The sequence below is a fragment of the Shinella sp. WSJ-2 genome, from assembly GCF_003432075.1.
Lineage (GTDB): Bacteria > Pseudomonadota > Alphaproteobacteria > Rhizobiales > Rhizobiaceae > Shinella.
The window spans coordinates 593,719-617,574 of sequence record NZ_QWBU01000002.1 but is presented as its reverse complement, the minus strand read 5'-3'; the positions used below and the strand labels follow the sequence as shown (position 1 = coordinate 617,574).

Annotated in this window: 24 protein-coding genes; 6 read left to right on the top strand and 18 right to left on the bottom strand. The window is 62.2% G+C overall.

Features of this window, described 5'->3' with window-relative positions:
* The first annotated feature begins 162 nt into the window (after nt 1-162).
* The 6 genes from motA (at nt 163) to D0Y60_RS07110 (ending at nt 5,348) form a co-directional block, all read left to right on the top strand.
* The gene (gene motA / locus D0Y60_RS07135) at nt 163-1,041 is read left to right on the top strand and encodes a flagellar motor stator protein MotA (protein ID WP_117368172.1); all 879 of its coding nucleotides are present in this window, start codon (nt 163-165) and stop codon (nt 1,039-1,041) included.
* Nucleotides 1,042-1,044: 3 nt separating this feature from the next.
* Nucleotides 1,045-1,989: a FliM/FliN family flagellar motor switch protein gene (locus tag D0Y60_RS07130; protein ID WP_117368170.1), complete on the top strand. Its 945-nt coding sequence runs from the start codon at nt 1,045-1,047 to the stop codon at nt 1,987-1,989.
* 62 nt (nt 1,990-2,051) lie between these two features.
* Entirely contained in the window at nt 2,052-2,639 is a 588-nt protein-coding gene (gene fliN, locus D0Y60_RS07125) for a flagellar motor switch protein FliN (RefSeq protein ID WP_117368168.1), read from the top strand.
* Nucleotides 2,640-2,669: 30 nt separating this feature from the next.
* The gene (gene fliG, locus D0Y60_RS07120) at nt 2,670-3,704 is read left to right on the top strand and encodes a flagellar motor switch protein FliG (protein WP_117368166.1); all 1,035 of its coding nucleotides are present in this window, start codon (nt 2,670-2,672) and stop codon (nt 3,702-3,704) included.
* 112 nt (nt 3,705-3,816) lie between these two features.
* Complete coding sequence (flhB, locus tag D0Y60_RS07115) at nt 3,817-4,896, top strand: flagellar biosynthesis protein FlhB (protein ID WP_117368164.1); 1,080 nt, start codon at nt 3,817-3,819, stop codon at nt 4,894-4,896.
* Between the two features lie 5 nt (nt 4,897-4,901).
* Nucleotides 4,902-5,348 carry a hypothetical protein gene (locus D0Y60_RS07110; RefSeq protein WP_117368162.1) on the top strand — a complete coding sequence of 149 codons (447 nt, stop codon included), beginning with the start codon at nt 4,902-4,904 and terminating at the stop codon, nt 5,346-5,348.
* Between the two features lie 58 nt (nt 5,349-5,406).
* On the opposite strand, the gene D0Y60_RS07105 is transcribed toward D0Y60_RS07110, so the two are convergent.
* The 18 genes from D0Y60_RS07105 to D0Y60_RS07020 form a co-directional block, all read right to left on the bottom strand.
* Nucleotides 5,407-6,150 (bottom strand): helix-turn-helix transcriptional regulator, encoded by a 744-nt coding sequence (locus tag D0Y60_RS07105; RefSeq protein ID WP_117368160.1) that lies wholly within the window; start codon nt 6,148-6,150, stop codon nt 5,407-5,409.
* A 68-nt stretch (nt 6,151-6,218) separates the two neighbouring features.
* Entirely contained in the window at nt 6,219-6,962 is a 744-nt protein-coding gene (locus D0Y60_RS07100; protein ID WP_117368159.1) for a LuxR C-terminal-related transcriptional regulator, read from the bottom strand.
* 570 nt (nt 6,963-7,532) lie between these two features.
* A complete protein-coding gene (gene fliF / locus D0Y60_RS07095; RefSeq protein WP_117368157.1) occupies nt 7,533-9,233 on the bottom strand; it encodes a flagellar basal-body MS-ring/collar protein FliF in 1,701 nt (566 codons plus the stop codon).
* Nucleotides 9,234-9,500: 267 nt separating this feature from the next.
* On the bottom strand, nt 9,501-9,890 hold the full coding sequence (locus D0Y60_RS07090; RefSeq protein WP_117368155.1) for a hypothetical protein: 390 nt from the start codon (nt 9,888-9,890) through the stop codon (nt 9,501-9,503).
* An 89-nt stretch (nt 9,891-9,979) separates the two neighbouring features.
* Entirely contained in the window at nt 9,980-10,534 is a 555-nt protein-coding gene (cheD, locus tag D0Y60_RS07085; RefSeq protein WP_117368153.1) for a chemoreceptor glutamine deamidase CheD, read from the bottom strand.
* Nucleotides 10,531-10,920, bottom strand: a complete 390-nt coding sequence (locus D0Y60_RS07080) for a response regulator (protein WP_023514236.1) — start codon at nt 10,918-10,920, stop codon at nt 10,531-10,533. Before D0Y60_RS07080 ends, cheD begins: the two co-directional genes overlap by 4 nt.
* A complete protein-coding gene (gene cheB, locus D0Y60_RS07075; protein WP_117368151.1) occupies nt 10,920-11,975 on the bottom strand; it encodes a protein-glutamate O-methylesterase CheB in 1,056 nt (351 codons plus the stop codon). The genes D0Y60_RS07080 and cheB overlap by 1 nt, the downstream gene beginning before the upstream one ends.
* Nucleotides 11,972-12,877, bottom strand: coding sequence for a protein-glutamate O-methyltransferase CheR (gene cheR / locus D0Y60_RS07070; RefSeq protein WP_117368149.1), 906 nt, complete (start codon nt 12,875-12,877; stop codon nt 11,972-11,974). Before cheR ends, cheB begins: the two co-directional genes overlap by 4 nt.
* The gene (locus tag D0Y60_RS07065; protein ID WP_117368147.1) at nt 12,874-13,338 is read right to left on the bottom strand and encodes a chemotaxis protein CheW; all 465 of its coding nucleotides are present in this window, start codon (nt 13,336-13,338) and stop codon (nt 12,874-12,876) included. Before D0Y60_RS07065 ends, cheR begins: the two co-directional genes overlap by 4 nt.
* A gap of 7 nt (nt 13,339-13,345) precedes the next feature.
* Nucleotides 13,346-15,631, bottom strand: coding sequence for a chemotaxis protein CheA (locus D0Y60_RS07060; protein WP_117368145.1), 2,286 nt, complete (start codon nt 15,629-15,631; stop codon nt 13,346-13,348).
* A gap of 23 nt (nt 15,632-15,654) precedes the next feature.
* Nucleotides 15,655-16,020 carry a chemotaxis response regulator CheY1 gene (gene cheY1, locus D0Y60_RS07055; RefSeq protein ID WP_117368143.1) on the bottom strand — a complete coding sequence of 122 codons (366 nt, stop codon included), beginning with the start codon at nt 16,018-16,020 and terminating at the stop codon, nt 15,655-15,657.
* Nucleotides 16,017-16,316: an STAS domain-containing protein gene (locus D0Y60_RS07050; RefSeq protein WP_117368141.1), complete on the bottom strand. Its 300-nt coding sequence runs from the start codon at nt 16,314-16,316 to the stop codon at nt 16,017-16,019. Before D0Y60_RS07050 ends, cheY1 begins: the two co-directional genes overlap by 4 nt.
* A gap of 144 nt (nt 16,317-16,460) precedes the next feature.
* Nucleotides 16,461-18,059 carry a globin-coupled sensor protein gene (locus D0Y60_RS07045; RefSeq protein WP_147324502.1) on the bottom strand — a complete coding sequence of 533 codons (1,599 nt, stop codon included), beginning with the start codon at nt 18,057-18,059 and terminating at the stop codon, nt 16,461-16,463.
* A 522-nt stretch (nt 18,060-18,581) separates the two neighbouring features.
* Complete coding sequence (locus D0Y60_RS07040; protein ID WP_117368139.1) at nt 18,582-19,943, bottom strand: FGGY-family carbohydrate kinase; 1,362 nt, start codon at nt 19,941-19,943, stop codon at nt 18,582-18,584.
* Nucleotides 19,944-19,947: 4 nt separating this feature from the next.
* On the bottom strand, nt 19,948-20,262 hold the full coding sequence (rhaM, locus tag D0Y60_RS07035; RefSeq protein ID WP_117368137.1) for an L-rhamnose mutarotase: 315 nt from the start codon (nt 20,260-20,262) through the stop codon (nt 19,948-19,950).
* Between the two features lie 3 nt (nt 20,263-20,265).
* Nucleotides 20,266-21,270 carry an ABC transporter permease gene (locus tag D0Y60_RS07030; RefSeq protein ID WP_117368135.1) on the bottom strand — a complete coding sequence of 335 codons (1,005 nt, stop codon included), beginning with the start codon at nt 21,268-21,270 and terminating at the stop codon, nt 20,266-20,268.
* Complete coding sequence (locus tag D0Y60_RS07025) at nt 21,263-22,249, bottom strand: ABC transporter permease (protein WP_117368133.1); 987 nt, start codon at nt 22,247-22,249, stop codon at nt 21,263-21,265. The genes D0Y60_RS07030 and D0Y60_RS07025 overlap by 8 nt, the downstream gene beginning before the upstream one ends.
* The gene (locus D0Y60_RS07020) at nt 22,246-23,769 is read right to left on the bottom strand and encodes a sugar ABC transporter ATP-binding protein (RefSeq protein ID WP_199564118.1); all 1,524 of its coding nucleotides are present in this window, start codon (nt 23,767-23,769) and stop codon (nt 22,246-22,248) included. Before D0Y60_RS07020 ends, D0Y60_RS07025 begins: the two co-directional genes overlap by 4 nt.
* Nucleotides 23,770-23,856: the final 87 nt, after the last annotated feature.

The window sequence follows — 23,856 nt, the reverse complement described above, 5'->3', positions numbered from 1 at the left end:
AAGGTGCAAGAGGGCGCGATGGCCCGTTATGAGCCATGATCCTGCGGGTTTTTGCTTGCGCGAACCTGATCGGTAAACCAGCCGTTAGGTACAGCTTCACGCAAGGCTGGAACCGTATTTCCAGAAGGGTCAGATCAGAATTGTGTCGGGACCCCTGCGCTCATGAATATCATCATAGGTCTAATCGTTACGGTCGGTTGCGTCTTGGGCGGCTTCATGGCCATGGGCGGACACCTTGCGGTGCTCAACCAGCCGTTCGAGCTCATGATCATCGGCGGTGCGGGCGTCGGCGGCTTCATCGTCGCCAATACGATGAAGGTCATCAAGGAGACCGGCAAGGCGCTGATGGAGGCCTTCAAGCACAAGGTTCCCAAGGAACGCCACTATCTCGATACGCTCGGCGTGCTCTACAGCCTGATGCGCGACCTGCGCACCAAGTCGCGCAACGAGATCGAAGCGCATATCGACAATCCGGACGAGTCGCCGATCTTCCAGTCGGCCCCGACGGTTCTTGCCAACAAGGAGCTGACGGCCTTCATCTGCGACTACGTCCGCCTCATCATCATCGGCAATGCCCGCAGCCACGAGATCGAGGCGCTGATGGACGAGGAAATCCAGACGATCACGCGCGACAAGATGAAGCCCTACCAGTCGCTCTCCACCATGGGCGACGCCTTCCCGGCCATCGGCATTATCGCCGCCGTTCTCGGGGTCATCAAGGCGATGGGCAAGATCAACGAATCGCCCGAGGTTCTCGGCGGCCTCATCGGCTCGGCGCTCGTCGGCACCATGCTCGGCATCTTCCTGTCCTATTCGATCGTCACGCCGATCGCGACCAACATCAAGGTCGTACGCGAGAAGCAGAACCGCCTCTACATCATCGTTAAGCAGACGCTGCTCGCCTACATGAACGGTTCCGTGCCGCAGGTGGCATTGGAATACGGCCGCAAGACCATCTCTTCCTACGAGCGCCCGTCGATCGACGCGGTCGAGCAGGAAATGATGAATCCGGGCGGCGGCGGCGACACGAAGGCGGCCTAAGCAATGAGTGGAGCGACCGTGACCACAACCCCATCTCTCGACCCGATCGTTCTGGCACGCCTCACCGGCAAGCTTGGCGACACGGCGACCATTTCGAAGCTCTGCGCCAGCCTGGGCGACGTTTTCGCCGAATTCCTGCCGGACATGCTGGAGAGTGAACTCGGCTTCGAGGTCGCGGTCTCCTATGCCGGTTTCGAAACCGGCAAATACGGGCCACTCGTCGAAGGACTCGGCGGCGCCATGGCGATGTGCGACGCGTCGTTGCGCGACTGGTGTGATCGCTTCACGCTGATCTGCGACAGCCCGATGATCATCACGCTCGTCGAGAACATGCTGGGCGCCGTCAGCGACAGCATCGAGGATCCCGAGGCGCGCCCGCTCTCCAAGATCGAACTGGACCTCGCCGCGATGATGTTTGATCGCATCTCCAGCGTGCTGAAGACCGCCGTGTCCGGGGCCAACGGCTACGAGCCCTTCCTCGGCCACGCACATAATGCCGAGACGCGCAAGGCAATCGATGATGGCTCCGAGAATGAACATGTTGCCATGGTCAACATGGCCGTCGGCATCGGTCCTGTTCTCTCGACCTTCCATGTCGTCATTCCGCAGAGCGTTCTGCTGAAATCGAAGATTTCGGCGCCAAAGGCGGCCAATGCGCCTAAGACCCGCGTCGAATGGAGCGAGCGACTCGGCGAACAGGTCCGTCGCTCGAAGGTGACGCTTGAGGCGCGCATCCGGCTCGAAGCACAGACGCTTGACACGATCAGCCGCCTGCAGGCCGGCGACATCATCCCGTTCAACGAATCGGGTGATGTGCGCGTCGAGGTCAACGCCAACGGCCGCAATCTCTATGTCTGCGAATTCGGCCGGTCGGGCGCGCGCTACACGGTCAGGGTCAAGGACACCTACGGATCGGAGGACGATCTCCTCCAGCACATCATCGGATAGTTTACGCATGACGCGTACGGGGCCGCGAGCCTCAGGCAAGTTTCGAATGGAATAGTGGTCATATGGCACCGAAGAAAACACCCATCGCTGACGACATCATGTCCTCCATTAATGCAGGCGACCAGGAATTGGAGCAGGCGATCGACGACCTGCGCGGCGTTCTTCAGAAGGATGCCTCCGGCTCGCTCGGTACCGATCTCGCAGGCGCAGATGATCCGCTCGCGGCTTTCGGCGGTTCGGACTTCGGTGGCTCCGATTTCGGCGGGTCGGCAGCGACCTCCGACTTCGGCGGCGGCGCAAGCTTCGGCGGTTCGGATTTCGGCGGCAACGACTTCGGCGGCGGCAATGATTTCTCCGCCGATCTTGGTGAAGCGCCCCGTCCGGGCAGCGCGATGGAGTCCAACATGGACCTCATCATGGACATCCCGATCGATCTGCAGATCGTGCTCGGCTCGTCCCAGATGCAGGTGTCCAGCCTGATGAATCTCAGCGAGGGTGCGACGATCGCGCTTGATCGCCGCATCGGCGAACCCGTCGAGGTCATGGTCAACGGCCGCATCATCGGCCGTGGCGAAATTACGGTTCTTGAAAACGACGACACCCGTTTCGGGGTGAAGCTGATTGAAGTGAAGAGTACACGCAAGGTCTGACACCCGGTTAAGGGTTCAGGGGGATAATCCATGATGGATTTCGAAAATTTCGGGACGTCCACGGCGCTTGGTTCGCCGCTATCGCCGGTCGAGAAGGCAGCAGCCGTCCTTCTCGCCATGGGCAAGGGCGTGGCCGGCAAGCTGCTCAAATATTTCACGCAAAGCGAGCTTCAGGCGATCATCGCCGCCGCGCAGAACCTGCGCGCCATCCCGCCGCATGAGCTGATCGATCTCGTCAACGAGTTCGAGGACCTCTTCACCGAGGGCGCCGGCCTGATGGACAACGCCAAGATGATGGAAGGCATCCTCGAAGAGGGCCTGACGCCGGACGAAGTGGACGGCCTGCTCGGCCGCCGCGCCGCCTTCCAGGCCTTCGAATCGACGATCTGGGACCGTCTGCAGGACGCCGACCCGGTCTTCGTTTCGAAGTTCCTGCTCAACGAACACCCGCAGACCATCGCCTATATTCTCTCCATGATGCCCTCGGCCTTCGGCGCCAAGGTTCTGGTCGAAATTCCCGAGGCCCAGCGCGCCGACATCATCAACCGAACCGTCAACCTCAAGGACGCGAGCCCCAAGGCAACCGCGATCGTCGAGGCGCGGATCATCGAGATGATCAATGCGCTGGACTCCGAGCGCAATTCGGTCGGTTCCAACAAGGTCGCCGACCTCATGAACGAGCTCGAAAAGTCGCAGGTCGACGAAATGCTGGCCTCGCTCGAAACGGTCTCGACCGAATCGGTCAAGAAGGTCCGTCCGAAGATCTTCCTCTTCGAAGACGTGCTCTACATGCCGCAGAAGAGCCGCGTGTCGCTGTTCAACGACGTTTCGGGCGACATTATCACGGCCGCACTGCGCGGCGCCTCGATGGAACTGCGCGAATCGATCCTCTCCTCGATCGGTGCGCGCCAGCGCCGCATGATCGAATCGGATCTCGCGGTCGTCGACGGCAACCCGCGCGAAGTGGCGATCGCCCGCCGCTCTATCACCCAGGAAGCCATCCGCCTGGCCGCAGCCGGACAAATCCAGTTGAAGGAGAAGGAACAGGAAGCCCAGGCGGCCTGATCCGCCTTGACACGACATCGCCGCAAGCGGAGCGTATCCAGCGGCCCGACTCTCCAGCAGTGGGTGTCGGGCCGTTTGCTTTTGGCTGCTTCTGCCAGCCGCGGGGTGCGCCATGTCGGACGAAGACAAAGACAGTAAAACAGAACTCCCGTCAGAGAAAAAGATCAGGGACGCGATGGAAAAGGGCAATACGCCCTTCTCGCGCGAGATCACCATCTTCGCCTCGACGCTGGCGATCTATCTGTTCCTCGTCTTCTTCCTGCCGGACGGCGTGGCGCGCATGAACGAGACGCTGCGCGACTTCTTCGAACAGCCGGAGGCCTGGAACCTCAAGTCAGGCACCGACGTCATCGCGATCTTCCGCCATCTCGGCTGGGAGGCCGGCGCGTTGCTTCTTCCGATCCTCGCCATGATGATGATCTTCGGCATAGCCTCCTCCGTGTTCCAGAACATGCCGAGCCCGGTTCTGGAGCGTGTACGCCCGCAGATATCGCGCCTCAGCCCGGTCGCGGGCCTCGGTCGCATGTTCGGCAAGCAGGGCATGGTCGAGTTCGGCAAGTCGCTGATCAAGATCATGCTCGTCTCGCTGGTCGTCGGAATCGCCATGCGCGGCAACTATTTTGCCTCGCTCGACACCATGTTCTCCGAGCCGGCGACGCTGATCTACCTGATGACGTCTGACATCAACAAAGTGCTGCTCATCATCCTCTTCGCCACAGCGATCATCGCGGGCATCGACTTTGCCTGGACTCGCTATCACTGGTTCTCCGAACTGATGATGACAAAGCAGGAAGTGAAGGAGGAAATGAAGCAGTCTCAGGGCGACCCGATCGTCAAGGCGCGCATGCGTTCGATCCAGCGCGACCGCGCGCGTCGCCGCATGATCACCGCCGTCCCGCGCGCCACACTCGTCATCGCAAACCCGACTCACTTCGCCGTCGCCCTGCGTTATGTGCGCGAAGAGGGGGATGCGCCCGTCGTCGTCGCCAAGGGGCAGGACCTTGTCGCACTGAAGATCCGCGAAATCGCAGAAGAGAACGGAATTCCCGTTTTCGAAGATCCGCCGCTCGCACGCTCAATGTTTGCGCAAGTCTCGGTGGATAGTGTCATTCCACCGGTGTTCTACAAAGCCGTGGCAGAGCTGATTCACCGGGTTTATGCAGCTTCGCCCCAGACCAGACGGGTAAACTAGATCCGATGAGAAAATGCACCTACTCCGCCGAGCGCGAGAAGATTGTTGCAGAGGCAATCTGCCCGGTCGCCACTGAGCTCAGACTGCTCGATGCTGCCGATCTCGTCTCGCTGTTGCGTTTCGAGTGCTACGGGAACCTGGCCGACCTCGTCTCTTCGGCTGCGGAGCTGTATTTCCTGCCCGGCACGATCAATTTCGGCGCCGGCGGCGACTATCGCCTCGACTGGGATACGGAACCGGAGGTGACGCTGGATATGGAGATCCGCCCGCAGGGCGTGACGGTCTATGCCAAGCTGCTGTTGCAGAAGGACACGGCCGGCGTGGAAGTCACCCATGTCGCCTTCAACGATCCGTCGCCCGATCCGGACGACAACACCGCTTTCCTGCGCAAGAGCCTTGCCGAATCGCGCTATGTGAAATCCAGTCCCGCGGCCTCACAGCACGCCCACTGAGGCCTGCGACCGGGCGCAAAACGAAACGGCCACGCAATGCTTGGCCGTTTTCTTTTTGTCAGGTGATATATCCAAGGCGGATGGCCTTGGCGATGGCCTGGATGCGGTTGACGGCATCGAGCTTGGTTGTCGCCGTGCCGAGATAGGCATTCACCGTATGCACCGAGAGGCCCATTTTTTCCGCGATGGCTTCGGAGATGCAGCCGTCGCCGGCCATCTGCAGGCAGGCAATCTCGCGTTCGCTCAGCGCCTCGGAGGGCATAAGCTTCTTTTCATCGACCGCCAGCATGTCGATCAGGATCTGGCAACTCTTCATATGCAGGTCGACGATGAGGTCGCTCGAGGGCGCGATGAAGGCGCCGGTGAAGATGACATAGCCGTTGCCGTGCGTCCCGAGGCGGACCGGAAAGGCGATGCCCGACCAGGGCAGAAGATAGGCCGGAAGACGCGCAGTGAAGGGCTCCGCGCCGGGTTCGACGAACTGGTTGTCCCCCGCCCCTTCCCAGATCAGCGGCAGCATGGACGCTTCGAGATGAGCAAGCATCGTCAGGCCATAGGCCTCGATCACCGCGCGCGCATTGCCATCGACATCATTTGCCCAGTTGTGCAGCGACAGCGTCAGCTTGCGGGCCGAAGGCAGGCCATGGCCGGCAACTCGCAGCACCGCGAAATGTTCAGCGCCGAGAATGGTCTGCATGACCTGCAGGCGGGAAACGAAATCAGATGCCCGCGCCGCTTTCGGCGGCCGCGCGAGCCTGACTTCTGTTTCCAGGGCAGCGGGGGCGGAAAGCTGGATACCCATGGCGTTCTCCTGTCTGCTGTTGTGCGCAATTCCAAACGCAAACCGCGGCACACTTTGCTGGAATCGCTTTAGACCAGGCTGTTGCGAACGGCCCAGGCGATTGCTTCGGACCGCGTTTTCGTTGCGGTCTTGCGCATCACGCTGGTGATGTAATTGTTGATCGTGTTGCGGGATATACCGAGGATGACGGCGATCTCATCGCTCGTCTTGCCTTCGGCAATCCAGTAGAGGCATTCGATTTCGCGCTCGGTCAGGTCCATCTCGCGGTCCTGCCGGAGGATCGCGCCCCGGCAGCAGACGCTGGCGAAATAGCCGGTCATGACACCGACATCGCGCAGCTTGCTCTGCGAGAGAATGAAGTGCTCCGGGAAGAGCAGCACGAGCGACATGCGCACGCGCCCGACATGAAAGGCGATGGTGCAATATTCGCGGCTCACGCCCGAGGGTACAGCGATCTCATCGCTCAGATGTGCAAAGCAGGGTTTAAGAAGGTTCAGGCACTTGTCCAGCTCGCTCATGCGCGACTGACTGGCGATGATGGCACCGGCAATGGTGCGCACCATGTCGAAGGGCCAGTCCGAAGCGACGACGGCTTCCAGTCCGGCTTCGGGTGATACGTCGTGACGAACAAGAAGATAATGGGAGGCACTGACGTAATCGGTCAGCGCCCGCAATCCCTGGGACAGGCCGGCCCGATCCGCACAGCGTCCGAGATGTTGAACCAGAAGCTCACGCGCACTCTTACGCTCACCAGACTCGGCGGAGAATCCATAGGATTCCCAGGCCGCGACATCCGACCGGATCGTTTCCATGATAGCCCCCTGTTCCGATTCCGAACGGAGAATTCTCGCCTCCTTCCCGTCAGCAATTCGGAACCGTCCGAACTCCTTCCGATCAGGCCGCATCGGCAAGAATCACCAAGCGAATCAGTAACTAAAGTGTACATCGACCACCGCTAAAAACCATCGCCCCCTTCTCGGGATTTACTTTTGGCGGCTTCTATGAGTCGCCGCAATCAAGGTGATTTGCCTTGCCTGCAGAGAACGGAACTGGCGACGACAGACCGCTTAAGATACTGTTAACTATACAATATTTGAAGGACTTCATTACGCTTCTCGAAAAAAGCGGCCGCTCACTCGATTCTGGATTGCAGCGCAACCCGGGCTTTCACAACCCGCCGGGCCGAAAAAAAATTTTCGCGGCTGACTTCGTCGAATCCGCTTCGGCCTTTAGGCGAGTCCAACGGCGAAAAAAATGCTCGAATACGTAGGGTGAGCGTTGCCGAAATGCGACATCAGCTTCGAAAACTGCAAAGCGCCAAATCCTCAAACGAAAGACGCGACCATTGCCGGCCGCGTCTTGATTTTCTTTCCCGGAAGCCCTCAGGCCGCTTCTTTTTCGATGGACCACTTGCGCAGGATCTTGGCAGCGCGTTCTTCGCTGATTTCGACCATGCGGCTGAGGCGGCGCTCCGGGCCTTCCTTGACGCGGCGGTTGAAGGCCCCATCGCTGTCGTCGCCAGCATTGAGCAGGTCATCCGTGCTGTCGAAGCCGAAGTCAGCGCCGAAGCCATCCATGAGCGTCGCACCAGGGCCGCCGATACCACCCGCAGCAGGGGAGAAGTCGGGCAGTTCAAGGCCGGCCGCGTCACTTTCCAGCGCATTGCCCGCAGCCGCGCCACCACCGGTGATCGAGCGGACTGCCGGACGCAGACCGAACCAGACCACCACCACCGCCACACCGAGGAAGGCGAGCGCATTGATGATGCCACCGAGATTGCGCGTCAGGGTTTCGGTGATTCCCGGGCCCGGCACCGCTTCATTAAGCAGCTGATGATCAAGGAATTCCATTGCATTGATCGTGACGACATCGCCGCGCTCGGTATTGAGGCCGGCCGCCGAGGAGACGATCTTCTGCATATCGGCGATATAGGCGTCGATCTTCGCCTGGTCCGCCGGCTCGCCGACCATCGCCGCGACGCGGGCACGGTTGACGACGACGGCGACAGAGAGCTTCTCAACCGCAAAGCCGTTGCGCGTGGTGGCGACGGTCTTGCTGTTGATCTCGTAGTTGGTCTGCTCTTCCTTCTTGTCCGCCTCATCGCTGGACTTCTGGCCGTCGGCCTTGCCCTGGGGGCCGCCCTGCGGAATGTTCTGCTCGACCGTCGCGGCCTTGTTGTCAGCCTGCTGCTGTGACTTCTGCGTTTCCCGCGTTACGCGGACCGAGCGCTCGACGCGCGATTCCGGATCGTAAACGGTTTCCTGGATCTGCTGAGAATCGGTGTTGAGCGAGGCAGTGACGCTGGCGCGGAAATTGTCCATGCCGAGGAAGGGCGCGAGCGCCTTTTCGATATTGCGTTCGACTTCGCCCTGGATGGTCTGGACGGCGGTCAGCGAGCGGTTCACCGCGCCGTTTTCCTCGTCGTCGCCCGAGGCGAGAAGCTGTCCGGCGGAATCGAGGATCGTCACGCCGTCCACTTCCAGGCCCGGAACGGAGGCGGCAACGAGATGGCGGATGGCGGCGGCGGATTCACGGCCGGCCTGCGCGCTGGCGCGGATCATGACGGAAGCGGTCGGCACCTGTTCGGCTTTGCGGAAATTGCCGCGCTCCGGCATCACGATATGGACGCGGGCTGCGGCGATGCCGGAGATCTGCTGGATGGTGCGGGCGATTTCGCCTTCAAGGGCGCGCACACGCGTCACTTCCTGCATGAAGGAGGTGAGGCCGAGCGAGCCGACCTTGTCGAAGAGCTCGTAGCCGGCATTGGCGCTGCTCGGCAGGCCGCGTTCGGCGAGATAGAGGCGCGCCTTGCCGGTCTGGCCGACGGGCACTTCGATACTGTCGCCCGCGGTTCCGGTGTTGAAATCGATGTTGGCTTCAGCGAGCGCCAGGCTGATCTGGTTCACGTCGGACTTTTCCAGTCCGACATAGAGTGTCTCGTAGGCGGGTTTGTTCACCATGATCCCGGCCGCGAGCACGAGGCCGACCGAAACGATGGCGGCACCGGCCAACATCGCAAGCTTCGCCTGCCCCAGCGAAGCCAGGTTCTTGTAGACTTTCGTCAACTGTTCCAACAGATTCATTCTGTTCCCGCACGGACTTGGCGCCTCACCACCTGGCTACATGCCGGCACTTGCAAGACGCATTTTCAATTTCGTGGGACGGAGCCGGCACATTTCCGCACGCACCGATCTGCCCCATGGAATACGCGGACCTAACTGATCCGGCCTGGAGCCTAGACGGCGAAACTTGCGCGAGCATGGCGTGACCATGCGTGCCAAACGGGCGTTCAAACGAAGAACGGCACCGCGAGGGCGCCGTCTTCATGATGGATTGTTGTTTCAGATCAATCAGAAAGCTTCGAAATCACCAGCCGCCTTGCCGAGCGGCTGCGAATGGCCGTGGCGTACACCGTTACTCAGCGCTTTCTGCATGTCGGCAAGCTTCACCAGGTTCAGCGCCGTCGTGATGTCGACGATGCAGCTATCCGGGATGCTCGCAGTGATGGTGTCGATGAATTCGGCGAGCCCACGCGTTTTCTGGACCGCAAGGTCGATGCCTTGCAGAACCATCATGCGCTCGAAGGCATGTTCGGGCACATCACCATGAATGGCCGCGAGCTGCGGCTCGATACGCTCGATGAGATAGGCGACATCGTGCAGTTCGGACACGATGCGCATCAGCACATCCGGAAGGGCTTCCTCCATGGCATTCGCGGCACTCAGATACTCGGCTTGCATGGGTGACCCTTTTTTGTACGAGCCGGCGGATGATGGACCGGCAACGCAATACTGTTCGTACTTTTGCTTCCAGGCGGCGAAACCGCCGCTCAGAAGAATTCGATCGAGCTTTCGACGGGCTTTGCGACAGGTGCGGGCCGCTGTTCCAGCGCCACCGTCTTCTGGGTCTCGACGCCCGTCAGCGCATATTGCCGGGCCCGACCGCTCGATGGCCAGTATTCCAGCTTGCGCCCATGCTCGCCCCCCGTGCTTTCGCCGACGACCTTGATGCCTTCGTCCATCAGGAACTGGCGGGCGAAGAGGGCATTCTGCTCGCCGACATTCGAGAAGCGGGCGATGGTGCGCGCGCCGCCGAAGATCTTGGCCTCCAGCCGGTCGCGCCGCGCGCCCTGCTTCAGAAGGCCGTTTATCAGCAGTTCCATCAGATGCACGCCGTAGCGTGTGGCGTCGCCCCCCGAGGCCAGAGCCTCCGCGGAGCCCGGCAGCAGAAAGTGATTCATGCCGCCGACGCCGATGACCGGGTCACGCATGCAGGCGGCCACACACGATCCGAGAATGGTGGTCAGCACCACATTCGGGTCGTTGATGACCTTATATTCGCCCTGAATGACATGGACGCGGCGCGTCCCGGCATCTGTGATCATTTCAAAGCCCCGAACACGGCTTCGATGGCCGCCTTCATTTTTTCAATAGTGAAGGGCTTGGCGAGGACGTTGTTGGCACCGAGTGCGGCGGCCTTCTGTACCAGCGCACGGTCGCCCTGTGCGGTAAGGATGATGAAGGCCGCCTTCTTGGTGGTCGGGTTCGACCGCACCGCCTGGAGGAATTCAATCCCGTCCATCTTCGGCATGTTAAAGTCGGAGATGACAAGATGATGCGGCTGCTGGGACATGATGGCCATGCCCTGTGCACCGTCACCGGCCGCCGTGATCTGCTTAAAGCCAAGCTGCTGCAGGGCATCACCCAGCAACAGGCGACTGGTCACCTGATCATCGACGATGAGGACTTTGATTTTTTCAGCGATAGACATTATTCGCTCCCTTCTCTACGGGCCGCAGTGATTTTCAAGATTTCCTCCCCAATGGAGGAGAGCGGAAACTGGTGTTCGACTGCACCCAATTCGAAAGCCACTCTCGGCATTCCATATACGACGCAGGTTTTTTCGTTCTGACCGATGGTCCGCGCCCCTGCATGGCGCATTTTCAGAAGACCGCTCGCACCGTCCCGACCCATGCCGGTCAGGATGACGCCGACGGCGTTGCGGCCGGCAAGCTCCGCCACCGAGTCGAACAGCACATCCACCGACGGACGGTGCCCGTTGACCGGGTCGCGTTCGAGCAAGCGGCAGGACGGCGCATGTGGGTTGACGATCTGGAGATGGCGGTCGCCGCCCGGTGCAAGATAGATCTTGCCGATCTCGAGCCGCGCACCATCCGTCGCCTCCTGCACCACCGGCGCGCAGAGACGGTTCAGCCGCTCGGCGAAGCTCTTGGTAAAGGTCGGCGGCATATGCTGGGTGATGACGGTCGGCGGGCAGTTGACCGGGAATTTCTGCAATACCGCGATCAGTGCCTCGACACCACCCGTCGACGAGCCGATGGCGACGACGCGGCGGCCGGGCCGGTAGGCGGCAGCCGGGTTGACATTGGCCGATGTCGGCGCCAGCGGGGGCGGCTCGGCCTGGAAGCGCCGCTGCGAACGGGCGGCCGCCTTCACCTTTTCGGCGAGATCGCCGAACGGGCGGGCATCCCCCGGCTGCGGCTTGCCGACACAATCGAAGGCGCCGATTTCCAGCGCCATCAGCGAGGCCTCGGCGCCGCGATGGGTGAGCGTCGAGACCATAATGACCGGCATGGGCCGGAGCTTCATGATCTTGTCGAGGAATTCGAGCCCGTTCATGTTCGGCATCTCGATATCCAGCGTCACGACGTCGGGATTGAGCTGCTTGATCGCGTTGCGGGCTTCCATGGCGTCGCCGGCCTGGCCGATGACGTTGACGTCGGGATCGGAATTGAGCACGGCCGTGATCAGGCCGCGCATGGTCGGAGAATCGTCGACGACGAGTACGCGCGCCGGTGCCATTATGCGCCCCTCCTATACTTGCCGGTGTAGCGGTAGGTCGTAATGCCGATATTGTCGAACTGGTTCTTCGCCTCGCCCGAGACGCGCTCGGAATGACCGATGTAGAGATGACCGTTATCGCCGAGCATGCCGGCGAAACGCGACCAGATCTTCATCTGCGTCGGCTCGTCGAAATAGATGACGACGTTGCGGCAGAAGATAACGTCAAACGGGCCCTTGAACGGCCACTGGGCCATCAGGTTCAGTTCGTTATAGGTGATGAGCTTCTTCACCCGGTCGTCGACCTGCCACTTCTGACGGCCGCCACCGGCGTCGACCTCGCGGAAAAACTGCTTGCGCATCGCCGGATTGACGGTCTCGAGCGCGTTGGCGTCATAGGCGCCGGCGCGGGCGATTGCCAGGATCTTCGGGTCGATGTCGGTCGCCAGGATACGGAAATCGTAGTCCGCGACATTCGGCATCATCGAGAGCACGGTGAGCGCGATCGAATAGGGCTCCTGTCCGTCCGAACAGGCGGCCGACCAGATGCGCACGCGGCCGCCGTTGCGGGCACGCGCCAGAAGGTCCGGTAGAACGTCGCTCTTCAAGTGGTCGAAGTGATGGTTTTCGCGGAAGAAGCGCGTGAAATTCGTCGTCAGATGCGACAGCATCTCCTTGCGGGGGCCGGCGCCGGCGGGCGACGAGACGAGCGCGCAATATTCGCGAAAACCCTTCAGGCCGAGCTGGCGGATATGTTTCGATAGGCGCGAATAGACCAGCGAGGCCTTGGTCTCGTTGAGATAGATTCCGGCATCGGCGTAGATCATGGCCGCAATCTCGGAGAGGTCCCTGCGGGTCAGCGGGTATTCGCCGCTGGCAAGGCACTCGTCCGGAGACTGTCTGCTATCGAAGGCCGGATGGGTCATGCAGCTTCGCTTTCCGAATGCGGGAACAGGGCATCGAGTTCGATATTGCAGATCATCCGCCCTTCGAGGGCGAAGATACCGCGGGCATAGGCCTTTGCCACTTCATTGGCGATGTCGGGCGTCGGTTGCATGTTGTCGTCGGTCACGGTCAGGATGTCGGACACCGCGTCGACAAGCAGGCCGACCACCTTCGGCCCGACCTGGGCGACGATGATGACATGGCGCACCGTCGGCTCGGCCGGCTTCATACCGAGCCGGAGCGACAGGTCAACGATCGGCAGCACGGCGCCGCGCAGGTTGATGATGCCGAGCACGTAAGGCGGCGCATGCGGCATCGACGTGGCCGGCGTCCAGCCGCGGATCTCCCGGACCGACATGATGTTCACGCAGAACTCCTGATCGCCGATCCTGAAGGCGATCAGTTCGCGTCCGTGACTGTGATTGTTGACCGCGTACGACATTGGATAATCAACCCGTGGCAGCAAGCGAGACGTCTTGTTTCAGGGACTGGCCGCGCGAGGCGGCAACCACCGCATCGACGTCCAGGATGAGTGCCACGCGGCCGTCGCCGAGAATGGTCGCGGCAGCGATTCCCGGTACGTGGGTATAGTTTGCTTCCAGGCTCTTGATCACGACCTGACGCTGACCCTGGATTGCATCGACCATAAGGGCACGCTGGCCGCCGCCTTCCGATTCGACGAGGAGGGCGACACCCTCGATCGGATTGGCCTGCGTGGCGCGGAAATTGAGAATCCGGCCGACATCCACCAGCGGGCAGAACGAATTGCGGATCGAAATGAGCCGCTGCGAAGCGCCGAAGGAGTGAATGGCGGAGGCTTCCGGCTGCAGCGTCTCGACAATGGCCGTCAGCGGCACGACGAGCGTCTGACCGGCGACCGTGACCACCATGCCGTCGAGAACGGCGAGCGTCAGCGGCAGGCTCATGGTGAAGACGGAGCCCTGGCCGGGCTTCGAGGAGATCGAGATGCGGCCGCCGAGCGCCTGGATCGAGCGCTTGACGACGTCCATGCCCACCCCGCGGCCGGACAGGTCCGAAACCTTGTCGGCGGTCGAGAAGCCGGCATGGAAGATCAGGTTGTCTATTTCCTCGTCCGACAGGTTGGCGTCGGCCGCGATCAGGTCATTGTCGATAGCCTTCTGGCGCACCTTCTCGCGGTTGATACCGGCGCCGTCGTCGGCCAGTTCGATGACGATACGGCCCGAACGATGCTTCGCCGTCAGGCGAACCGTGCCTTCTGGGTTCTTGCCGAGGGCTTCACGCTTCTCCGGCATTTCGAGGCCATGGTCCACCGCGTTTCGGATCATATGAGTCAGCGGTTCGGCGAGCTTGTCGATGACCGTCTTGTCGACTTCGGTGTTTTCGCCCTCGGTGATGAGGCGGACCGACTTGCCGGTGATATCGGCGATTTCGCGGACGGTACGGGCCATGCGCTGGAAGACGGGCTTTACCGGCTGCGCGCGGATGGCCATGACCGAATCCTGGATCTCGCGGGTGAGCTGCTGGAGCTCCTCGAGACCCATATTGATCGAGGATGTGCCGTTGGTGTCATTCTCGACGACGCTCTGCGAGAGCATCGCCTGGTTGATCACGAGTTCGCCTACGAGGTTGATCAGGCGGTCGACGCGGTCGAGGTCGACGCGGATCGTCTGGCCTGCGGCAGCGGCCTGGTTGGCCTGGGCAGCACTTGCGGCTGAGGCAGCAGCGGAGGCCGCTTTATTGTCGGCAGCGCGGCTCGCGGCCTGCGCGACCTTGGTGGCGGTTTCGGCAGCGGCGACGGCGGCGGCCGCGTCGCTTTCCATAACAGCCGGCTCGTCGCTGGCAACGGACGCGCCTTCATCGAGCATCGATAGGTCGAAGGGCACCGGCTGCATCGGCTGCTCTTCGTTTTCCGTCACCTCGCCGACGACGTCTTCCTCGATGGTCTGGATATCGAGATCGCAATCCCACTCGGCGAATTCGAAGACGGAGCGCACGCCGTCCTCGCCCTTTTCGGTGGTGACCGAGATCTTCCAGGAGAAATAGGCTTCCTCCGGGTTCATCTTGTCGAGCGTCGGCAGGGCATCCATGTCACAGTAGACGCTCATCTCGCCGAGGCGGGAGACGTCGCGCAGCAGGAGAACCGCTTCATTGCCCTTGGCGTAGAGGTCTTTCTTCGGCTTGAAGGCGATCTGGACGGTCGGCACGTAATGAGTTGCCGGCTCGTCGTCGAAATCACCGAAGGAGAAGGGAATGGGCTGGAAGCCTTCGTCGTTCACGGCAGGCTTTTCAACCACGACCGGCGCCGGGGCGGCCGCCTTGGGAGCTGCGGCTGCGGGCTTCGGGGCCGGGGCTTCGGCCGCGGCCGGAACCTCGCCATGGGCGAGCGCCTCAAGTTCGCGGATCAGGGTGCGGCTGCGCGCTTCGTCGACGCTTCCGCCGTCGCGTGCCGCATTTGTCAGGTCGGCCAAGACGTCGGCCGACTTGAGCATGACCTTCAGGACATCCTGGGTCGGCTCCAGCTTGTTGGATCGAACGCAATCCAGTGTCGTCTCGAACACGTGGGCGAAGGAGACGAGGTCATCGAGGCCGAATGCACCGGCACCGCCTTTGATCGAATGCACGGCACGGAACACGGCGTTGACCGTTTCCGGGTCGCGATCCCCGTCATTCAACTTCAAGAGACCGGATTCCAGTTCGGCGAGCTGCTCCTCGCATTCCTGGAAAAAGATCTCTTTGATTTCGTTCATATCCATCGGGAATAATCCTGGCTGAGGGATTAGGCGGTTACGCGCTCGATTGCGTCGATCAGCTTGGTCGGATCGAAGGGCTTGACGATCCAGCCCGTCGCACCGGCCTGGCGGGCGCGGTTCTTCTTCTCGGCATCGCTTTCGGTGGTCAGAACGAGGATCGGGATGGCCCGAAACTTCTCGTTGCGGCGCACGCCCTCAATGAAGCCGAAGCCGTCGAGGCGCGGCATGTTGATGTCGGTGACGATGACGTCAGGATTGGCATTCTCGAGAACTTCAAGGCCTTCAACGCCGTCTTCCGCCTGGATCGTCTCGAAACCCGCATTGTTGAGGGTCACGAGAAGCATGTTCCGGATCGTTCTGGAATCATCCACGGTCAAAACTTTTTTCTTCATTGCCCAGCCTCCTGTGCCAGCAAGTGATCAATATTCACGCCAATAAGTTGCATTGTCTTCATGAAAGGATCGGAAACCTTGCCGAAGGTGAAAGGCTTGCCTTCCTCCTCCCAGCTCTTGGCGCCGGCCATCAGAACCTGGACACAGAGCGCGCCGACCCGCTCGACCGCTGAGGCGTCGATGACGAGCGGATTGCCCTTGAGGCCCATGAGCTGCTGGTGCAGCGCCGTCGCCTCGTTGAGATCGAGCACGGGGGCAAGGCTTAAACTTTTCTGAGCGGCTTTCTTGCTCGCCATTACCGGGTTCCTTGTGTGAGCCAGTTTCTGGGGCTGCGTCTGTCTGAGGTCATCGTTCCCCCGTTCGGCGCGGGCGGCAGGCCGTCTTCCGAGGCGAGGCTGCGCGTCGTGGAGAACCAGTGTCTGGGTTGCCGCTTCGCCATCTCACCCTCCAAAGCCAACGGCCCGCGCCGTCAGGAAGTCGAGGGGAGCGGCATCCGCCGCCATGGGCTCTACAGCGGCGGGCGCCGTGACCGGGGCCGGGCGGACCGGGCGGGCATCGCGCTGTGCCGAAACGCGGAATTCGCGGATCGTACGGCCGAGTTCGAGGATGACAGTGTGAAGGTCCTGACCTTCGGAACCGATGCGGCCGGCATCCGATGCATCGGCCTCCAGCGCGCGGCTGGTGCGGCCGATCTCGGCCGTGACGCCGTCGAGCCCTTCGGCATCAACGGCGCTCTCACGCACGATGCCGGTGATCGCGTCATTGATACCCTCGACCTGGCGCACGATGTTGCCGATCGCATCCTGCGTGCGGTGTACATGCTCGACGCCGGTCTCGACCTGTGACTTGGTGCTGGTGACGAGCTGCTTGATCTCGCGCGCCGCGTCCGCAGAGCGCTGGGCGAGCGCGCGCACTTCCTGCGCGACGACGGCGAAGCCGCGACCACTGTCGCCGGCGCGGGCCGCCTCGATGCCGGCGTTTAGCGCCAGGAGGTTGGTCTGGAAGGCGATCTCGTCGATGACGCCGATGATCTGGCCGATCTTTTCCGCCGACGCCTCAATATCGGCCATCGCCGACATGGCCTCGCCGACGATATTGCCGCTCCGCGTCACCGAATCCTGCGTTGCGAGCGCAGCGGACTGGGCCTTGCGGGTCTCGTCAAGCGTCTGGCGCACGCGCCCGACAATGGCACCGAGCGCGTTGGCTGTTTCGATGAGGCTTGCCGATTGCTCGGCCGAACGGGCCGAAAGGCTGCCTGCCCCGGAAGCAAGCGCGCCGACGAGGCGGACGCTTTCCGTGGCACGGTCTCCGGCGGAAACCAGGTGCTTTTGGATCTCGTCCAGCGCGCCGTTCAGCGTATCGGCCATGTCACGCCACGCCTCGGGCATCTCGCCGGAAACGCGGGCAGAAAAATCGAGGGTCGAGAGGCTGCGGATCGTTTCGCCGAAGACGCGGTCGAGTTCGGCGCGATCTTCGCGACGCTGTTCGGTGAGCGCCCTTCCATGAGCGTGACGCAGTTCGTTGAAGCGCAGCGAAACGCCGATTTCCGCATCGACCATGGCGGTGCGGATGAAGGCGGAGACGAGTTCGGTCAGTTCCTTGCGGCGGGCCTTGCCGGCGCCGGGCAGGATGGATTTCGGCCAGTATTCCTCGATCAGGCCGGAGACGACCGTTTCGAGAACGACCGAATGGCCGGCAATGCGCCAGCGCGGGTCGAGGCCCATCTGGCTTTCGCTGTCGGAGAGGACTTTCACCCGCTCGGCATAGAGGCCGTCGAAACGCGCGTCGGTCAGGACGCTCCAGTGGGAGCTCTGGAGGTCGTGCAGGCGGTCGATCTGCCGCTCGCTCTGGAAATGGCGGGCGGCATCGGGAAAAGTCTGGAAGCGCTGGAAGAGATCGCGAAGGGCCGTTTCGACATGCCGTTCGAGCGTCTGGCGGTGGCGGCGGAGCGTTTCGCCCTGGGCTGCTTCGACGCCGGCAAAGCGCAAACGGTCGCGCAGGCTGGCTGCCTGTCCCGTTCGAGCGTTTTCTGACGGCATTTCCTGCACCAGTATGCTCCCAAACCAACGATGCCCGGTTGCGCTTGTGAGCGAACCGACCGAATTCTCGCATGGCGGAAAGGTTGCAAACCAAACGTGCTCTCAAAGCACGGGGCACCCGTCGATCCATGATCAAATTCTGTGAAACTCGAATACCGGCTTTGGTCCGGTACGGCGGGTCGGCATCATGCCTGGGTGAGAAATGGCGAATTTCCCATTCCGACGTGTAGAACCATGTTTATGGTTAATTCCTTGCCTGAAGGTTAATGCTTTATGGCTTGCTTCGGGGATCGCTAAAATTAAACATACCGCCTTAACGTCAGGCACACGCAAGCTCGCGCGCGTAGGGTGTCTCTATGTACTGACAATGATGTCAGGGGGAACGGACAATGATTGTTCTGGCATTGGGCGCCACGGTGATTGCAGCGGTAACGTTGGCCGCCATCACGCTTCTTCTCGATATCGACGCCGGCCGCGCCCCGGCCAAGGCCCGGGTTTTCTAAAACCCGCCAGCAAACATCCTCACGCCTCGTCGGCGAGCGCGCGCCAGCACGCCGCATAGCCGGCCGCGCCTGGCGGCAGATCTTGCGTCACCGAAACCAGCGCCGGCTCCGGTGCGCGTCCCGCTGCAAGGCAGGCGGCGCCGATGCTCGTGCCCGTCGCGCTGCCACCGGCCAGCACGTCCCGGCCCGTCGCCGCTCCCAGCATCATCAGGAAGGCCCTGTTGGCCGCAAACGGTCCCTCGACGATGACGGGGCCATCGGCACCGATGAGATCGAGGCAGGTCGTCGTCATCAGCGCGAGGTGGAAGGCAATCACGGCCTGCGCCTCGCCTTCGCTCAAGGCTTCGCGCGCAAAGGTCCAGCGCGCCTTTTGCCCGGGATAGGGTCCCGACTCCTCCGGCATCGACGGCAGCAGCATCGCGCCACGCTCCAGCACGGACGCAATGGCGGCGGTCGGCAGGTCGCCGGACTTGCCGCCGAGCGTCGAAAAGGCACGGCCGCCCATGAAGCGGGAGGACGGCACGGGATCGCCGAGCGCGTTAACGTTGATGAGCGTATCGCGCGCCTCGTCCAACACGACGGGCCGTGCGCCGATCGCCATGACCACGACCCAGGTGCCGGTAGAGACGACCGCATAGGGCGCCTTTCGCGTCAGCACGTAGGGCAGCAGCGAGGCGTTGGAATCGTGGATGCCGCAATGGACGGACACGTCGGGTCTGAGCCCCGTCGCCGCCGCGATTTCGGTTAGGATCTGCCCGAGCGTATCGCCTGCCTTGCGCGCCGGCGGCATCAGGCCCGTCCAGCCCTCGTCTTTCACAAGACTGGAGAAGCGGCCGTTGCGCGGTTCCCAGAGATCGGCATGGCAGCCAAGAGAGGTCACTTCGCTGGCGGCGACGCCGGTCAGACGGAAAGACCAGTATTGTGCATACATCAGGATGTGGCGCGTTCTGGCGAAGGCTTCTGGAAAACGCTTTGACTGCCAGTAAATCTGCAAGCCGGCATTGAGGCCCATAGGCATGATCGGCGTCCCGCTCTCCGCGAAGGACGGACGGATCTTTCGATAGGCCTCCGCAGCCTCCTGCGGGCCTTCATGCTCGTAGTCCAAGACGGGCAGGACAAGGTTGCCATCCTCTCCGACCAGGGCTGCGGTCGCACCGTGCGTCGTGACGGAGATAGCGTCGATCGGGCGCTCTCGGTTCAGCGCGGCAAGGCTTTCGACGATGAAGGCCCAAAGCTTTTCCGTGTCGAAATGCGGATAGGGCGCGGCGTTGACCACGCCATTCGGCATGGTGCGGGCGGCGACCTCGCGAAAAGTCTCGCCATCGACCAGCACGACCTTGGCATTCGTCTTGCCGATATCGACAACGGCAATGGTCTTCATCGGCTCAATCCATATGGAAGACGGTGACGAGCGGCACGGCGACGGGCTCATTGTCCGGCTTCGTCTGCATGATATCGGCCATATGCGCCCACCAGCGCTTCATGACGGGATGGTTCGGCAGGTCCGCCATCGTGTGGTTGTCGCGCCGCCAGAGCACGCCGAAGAGCAGATTCGTCTCCTCGTCGAGATGGATGGAATAATCGGAGACGCCGGCCTCCTTCAAAAGCGCCGAAAGCTCCGGCCAGATCGCATCGTGCCGCGCCTTATATTCGGCCGCGCAGCCGGGATTGAGCCGCATGCGAAACGCATATTTCTCCATGGCTCAATGGCTCCTGCGGCCGCGGAAACGGCGATAGAGGATCGGAAGCGCGATCACGGAGATCAGAAGCAAGCCGATGAAGATCGACATCACGATGCCAGGCACGTTGAGCAATCCGAAGCCGAACGTCACCATGCCCATGATGAGGGCCGCCAGCACGACGCCGGGAATGGTGCCGGAGCCACCGAGAATGTTGACCCCGCCGAGCACGACCATCGTCACCACTTCCAGCTCCCAGCCGAGCGCGATGGAGGGGCGCGTCGAGCCGAGGCGGGCCGTCAGGCAGATCGAGGCGATGGCCGCCATCAGGCCGGTCAGCAGGAACAGCACGAATTTCACCCGGCCGACACGCACGCCGGAGAACAGCGCGGCGGTCTGGTTGTTGCCGATGGCATAGACGGCGCGGCCGAAATTCGTCTTGTGCAGCACGACGCCGTAGATCACCGCAAGTGCTGCGAAGAGGCAGAATTCGAAGGAGAAGACCCACCAAACATAGCCCTGGCCGAACCAGGAGAAGCTTGCCGGATAGCCGGTGAAGGCCTGGTCGCCGAGGATGAGGAAGGACAGGCCCCGGAAGAGGCTCATCGTGCCGATGGTGACGACGATGGAAGGCAGGCCAAGGCCGGTGACCAGCAGGCCGTTGAAGGCGCCGCAGAGGAGACCGGTGGCAAGGCCGATCATGACGAGCGCGGGCGTATCGAAGCCGAGTTGCACGGCATAGCCCATCACCGTCGAGGTGAGCGCGATGATCGAGGCGACGGAGAGATCGATTTCGCCCGATATGATGACCAGCGCCATGGCAAAGGCGATCATCGCCTTTTCGGTGAAGTTAAACGTCGCGTCCGACAGGTTCCATGGATCGAGGAAATAGGGCGAGGCGAAGGAGTTCACCAGGAAGATCGCCAGCGCCACGGCGACCAGCAGCGTCTCCCAGCTCTTGATGAGGCGCGCGCCGCGGCTTTCCAGCCGGTCGGGAATGTGGCGCGCAATCGTCTGGACGTCAGCCATGGGCGGCCTCCGCTTTCCTGAGAATGACCCGGCCCTTGCGCTTTTCGGCGCGCGCATTGACGGCGACGGCGATGATGATGACCGCGCCTGAGATCGCCATCTGGGCGAAGGGCGAGATGTTGATGACGGGCAGCGCATTCTTGATGACGCCGAGGAACAGTGCGCCGAGCACCGCGCCGCCGACCGAGCCGATGCCACCGGCAATCGACACGCCGCCGATGACACAGGCCGCGATGATATCGAGCTCGAAGCCGGCCGCGATATCGACATAGGCGACCGCATAGCGCGAGACCCAGAGATAACCCGAAAGGCCGGCGAGCGTGCCCGAAAGACAATAGGCGAGAAAGCGCGTGCGGCCGACATCGATGCCGGTATAGACCGCCGCATGGGGATTGCCGCCGAGCGCGAAGAAGGCGCGGCCGAGCGGCGTGCGGCGCATCACGACGACCATGATGGCGATGATGACCAGCGACAGCCAGGAGAGTAGCGGGAAGCCGAGGATGCTGGTGCGTGGCAGGGCCTTAAAGGCATCACTCATTTGGTGCGCATTGATCCAGGCGCCGCCAGACAGAAGGAAGATTAAGCCGCGATAGATGGTGAGCGTGCCGAGCGTTACGACGATCGGCGGAATATCGAGCTTCCAGACGAGCAGGCCGTTGATCGAGCCGAGAGCCGCGCCGAGGGCGACGGCAGTGAGGATGATCAGGGGCACCGGCAGGCCGGGGAAGGCCGCGTTCAGCATCGCCGCAGCCATGCCCGACAGCGCGAGATTGGCGGCCATGGAGAGATCGATACAGCGTGTCAGGATGACGGCCATCTGGCCGAGTGCTAGGATGATCAGGATCGACGTGTCATTATAGACATTGGCGAGATTGCCGGGCGCCACGAAGGGCGGGAAGCGCATAGCGATCAGCGCCAGCAGCGCGATAATCGCGACGACCAGCAGCATCTCGCGATTCTTGAGAAGAAGCTTCATCACGCGGCCTCCTGAATGCCGGCGGCGGCGCGCACGAGTTTTTCGGCCGTCAGCTCCGTCCGCTCAAAGCGGCCGGCGATGCGGCCCTCGCGCATGACGATGACGCGGTCGGCCATGCCCATGATCTCCGGGATTTCCGATGAGACCATGATGACGCTGAGGCCCGAGGCGGCAAGCTCGCTCATGAAGGCGTGCACGGCAGCCTTGGAGCCGATATCGATGCCCTTGGTCGGTTCATCGAGGATGATGACCTTCGGCCGCGTCGCCAGCCATTTGGCGATGACGACCTTCTGCTGGTTGCCGCCCGAGAGCGTGCCGACATCCTGATCCAGCGAGGCGGCGCGCAGATCGAGCCGCGCCGTATATTCCCGCGCCAGTGCGAACTCTTCCGCCATGCGCAGAAAACCGGAGCGCGAGGTGCGCGACAGCGAGGGTAGCGTGACGTTCTGGAAGATCGGCAGGCCGATGATCGCACCCTGCCGGCCACGCTCTTCCGGCACATAGACGATGCCGGCTTCGATGGCTTCGGCCGGCGAGCGGATGACCTTGATCTCGCCATCCAGCCGGATTGCGCCGGCGGACGGTTTGGTGATGCCGATCAGCGACTGCATGAATTCCGAGCGACCGGCGCCGACAAGGCCGTAGAAGCCGAGGATTTCGCCGCGGCGCAGTTCGAAATTGATATCCTCGAATTCCGTCGGGTGGCGATAGCCCGAGACGGTGAGAACAGGTTCGCCGATGGCGACCTCCTGCTTGGGAAAGACCTGCCCGACATCGCGGCCGACCATCTGGCGCACCAGATCGTCCTGAGTGGTCTCCGAGATCAGCCCCTCGCCCACCATGCGCCCGTCACGGAAGACGGTGTAGCGGTCGGCGATGCGGAAAATCTCGTCGAACTTGTGGGAGATGAAAAGGATCGCCTTGCCGTCGGCCTTCAGCCGATCGACCAGTTCGTAGAGCTCGTGGATTTCCTTGTGCGACAGCGCTGCCGTCGGCTCGTCCATGATGACGACGCGGGCATCGATGGAGAGCGCGCGGGCGATGGCGACGAGATGCTTGTTCGCGATGCCGAGATCGCGCAGGCGTACCGACGGGTCGAGATCGGCGCCGACGCGCGACAGGAGCGCACGCGCATCCGCATTCATCTTTTTCCAGTCGATCAGGCCAAAACTGCCGCGCGGCGCATGGCCGAGAAAGATGTTTTCGGCGACCGAGAGCTCGTCGAACAGCACGGTCTCCTGGTGGATCGCCGTCACGCCGGCCTTGGCGGCGGCATTGGCGGTCGGGAAATGGGTCTCTGCGCCATCGACGCGGATGGTGCCCTCGTCGGGCTGGTAGATGCCGGTGAGAATTTTCACCAGCGTCGACTTGCCGGCCCCGTTTTCGCCGACCAGCGCCGTCACCGAGCCGGGATAGAGCGAAAGCGAAACGTCCGACAGCGCGCGGACGCCGGGAAAGGACTTCGAGATCCCCTCGAGCGCGACGGCGGGCCTGGTCCGCGATATGGTCGTGTCCTGTAGCAAATCTCGGTCCGCCGGAATTTCGGTTGCAATTGCCCGGCCACCGGCATGGCCGGTTTGGGCAGGATCAGCATGTCACGGAGAATGCCC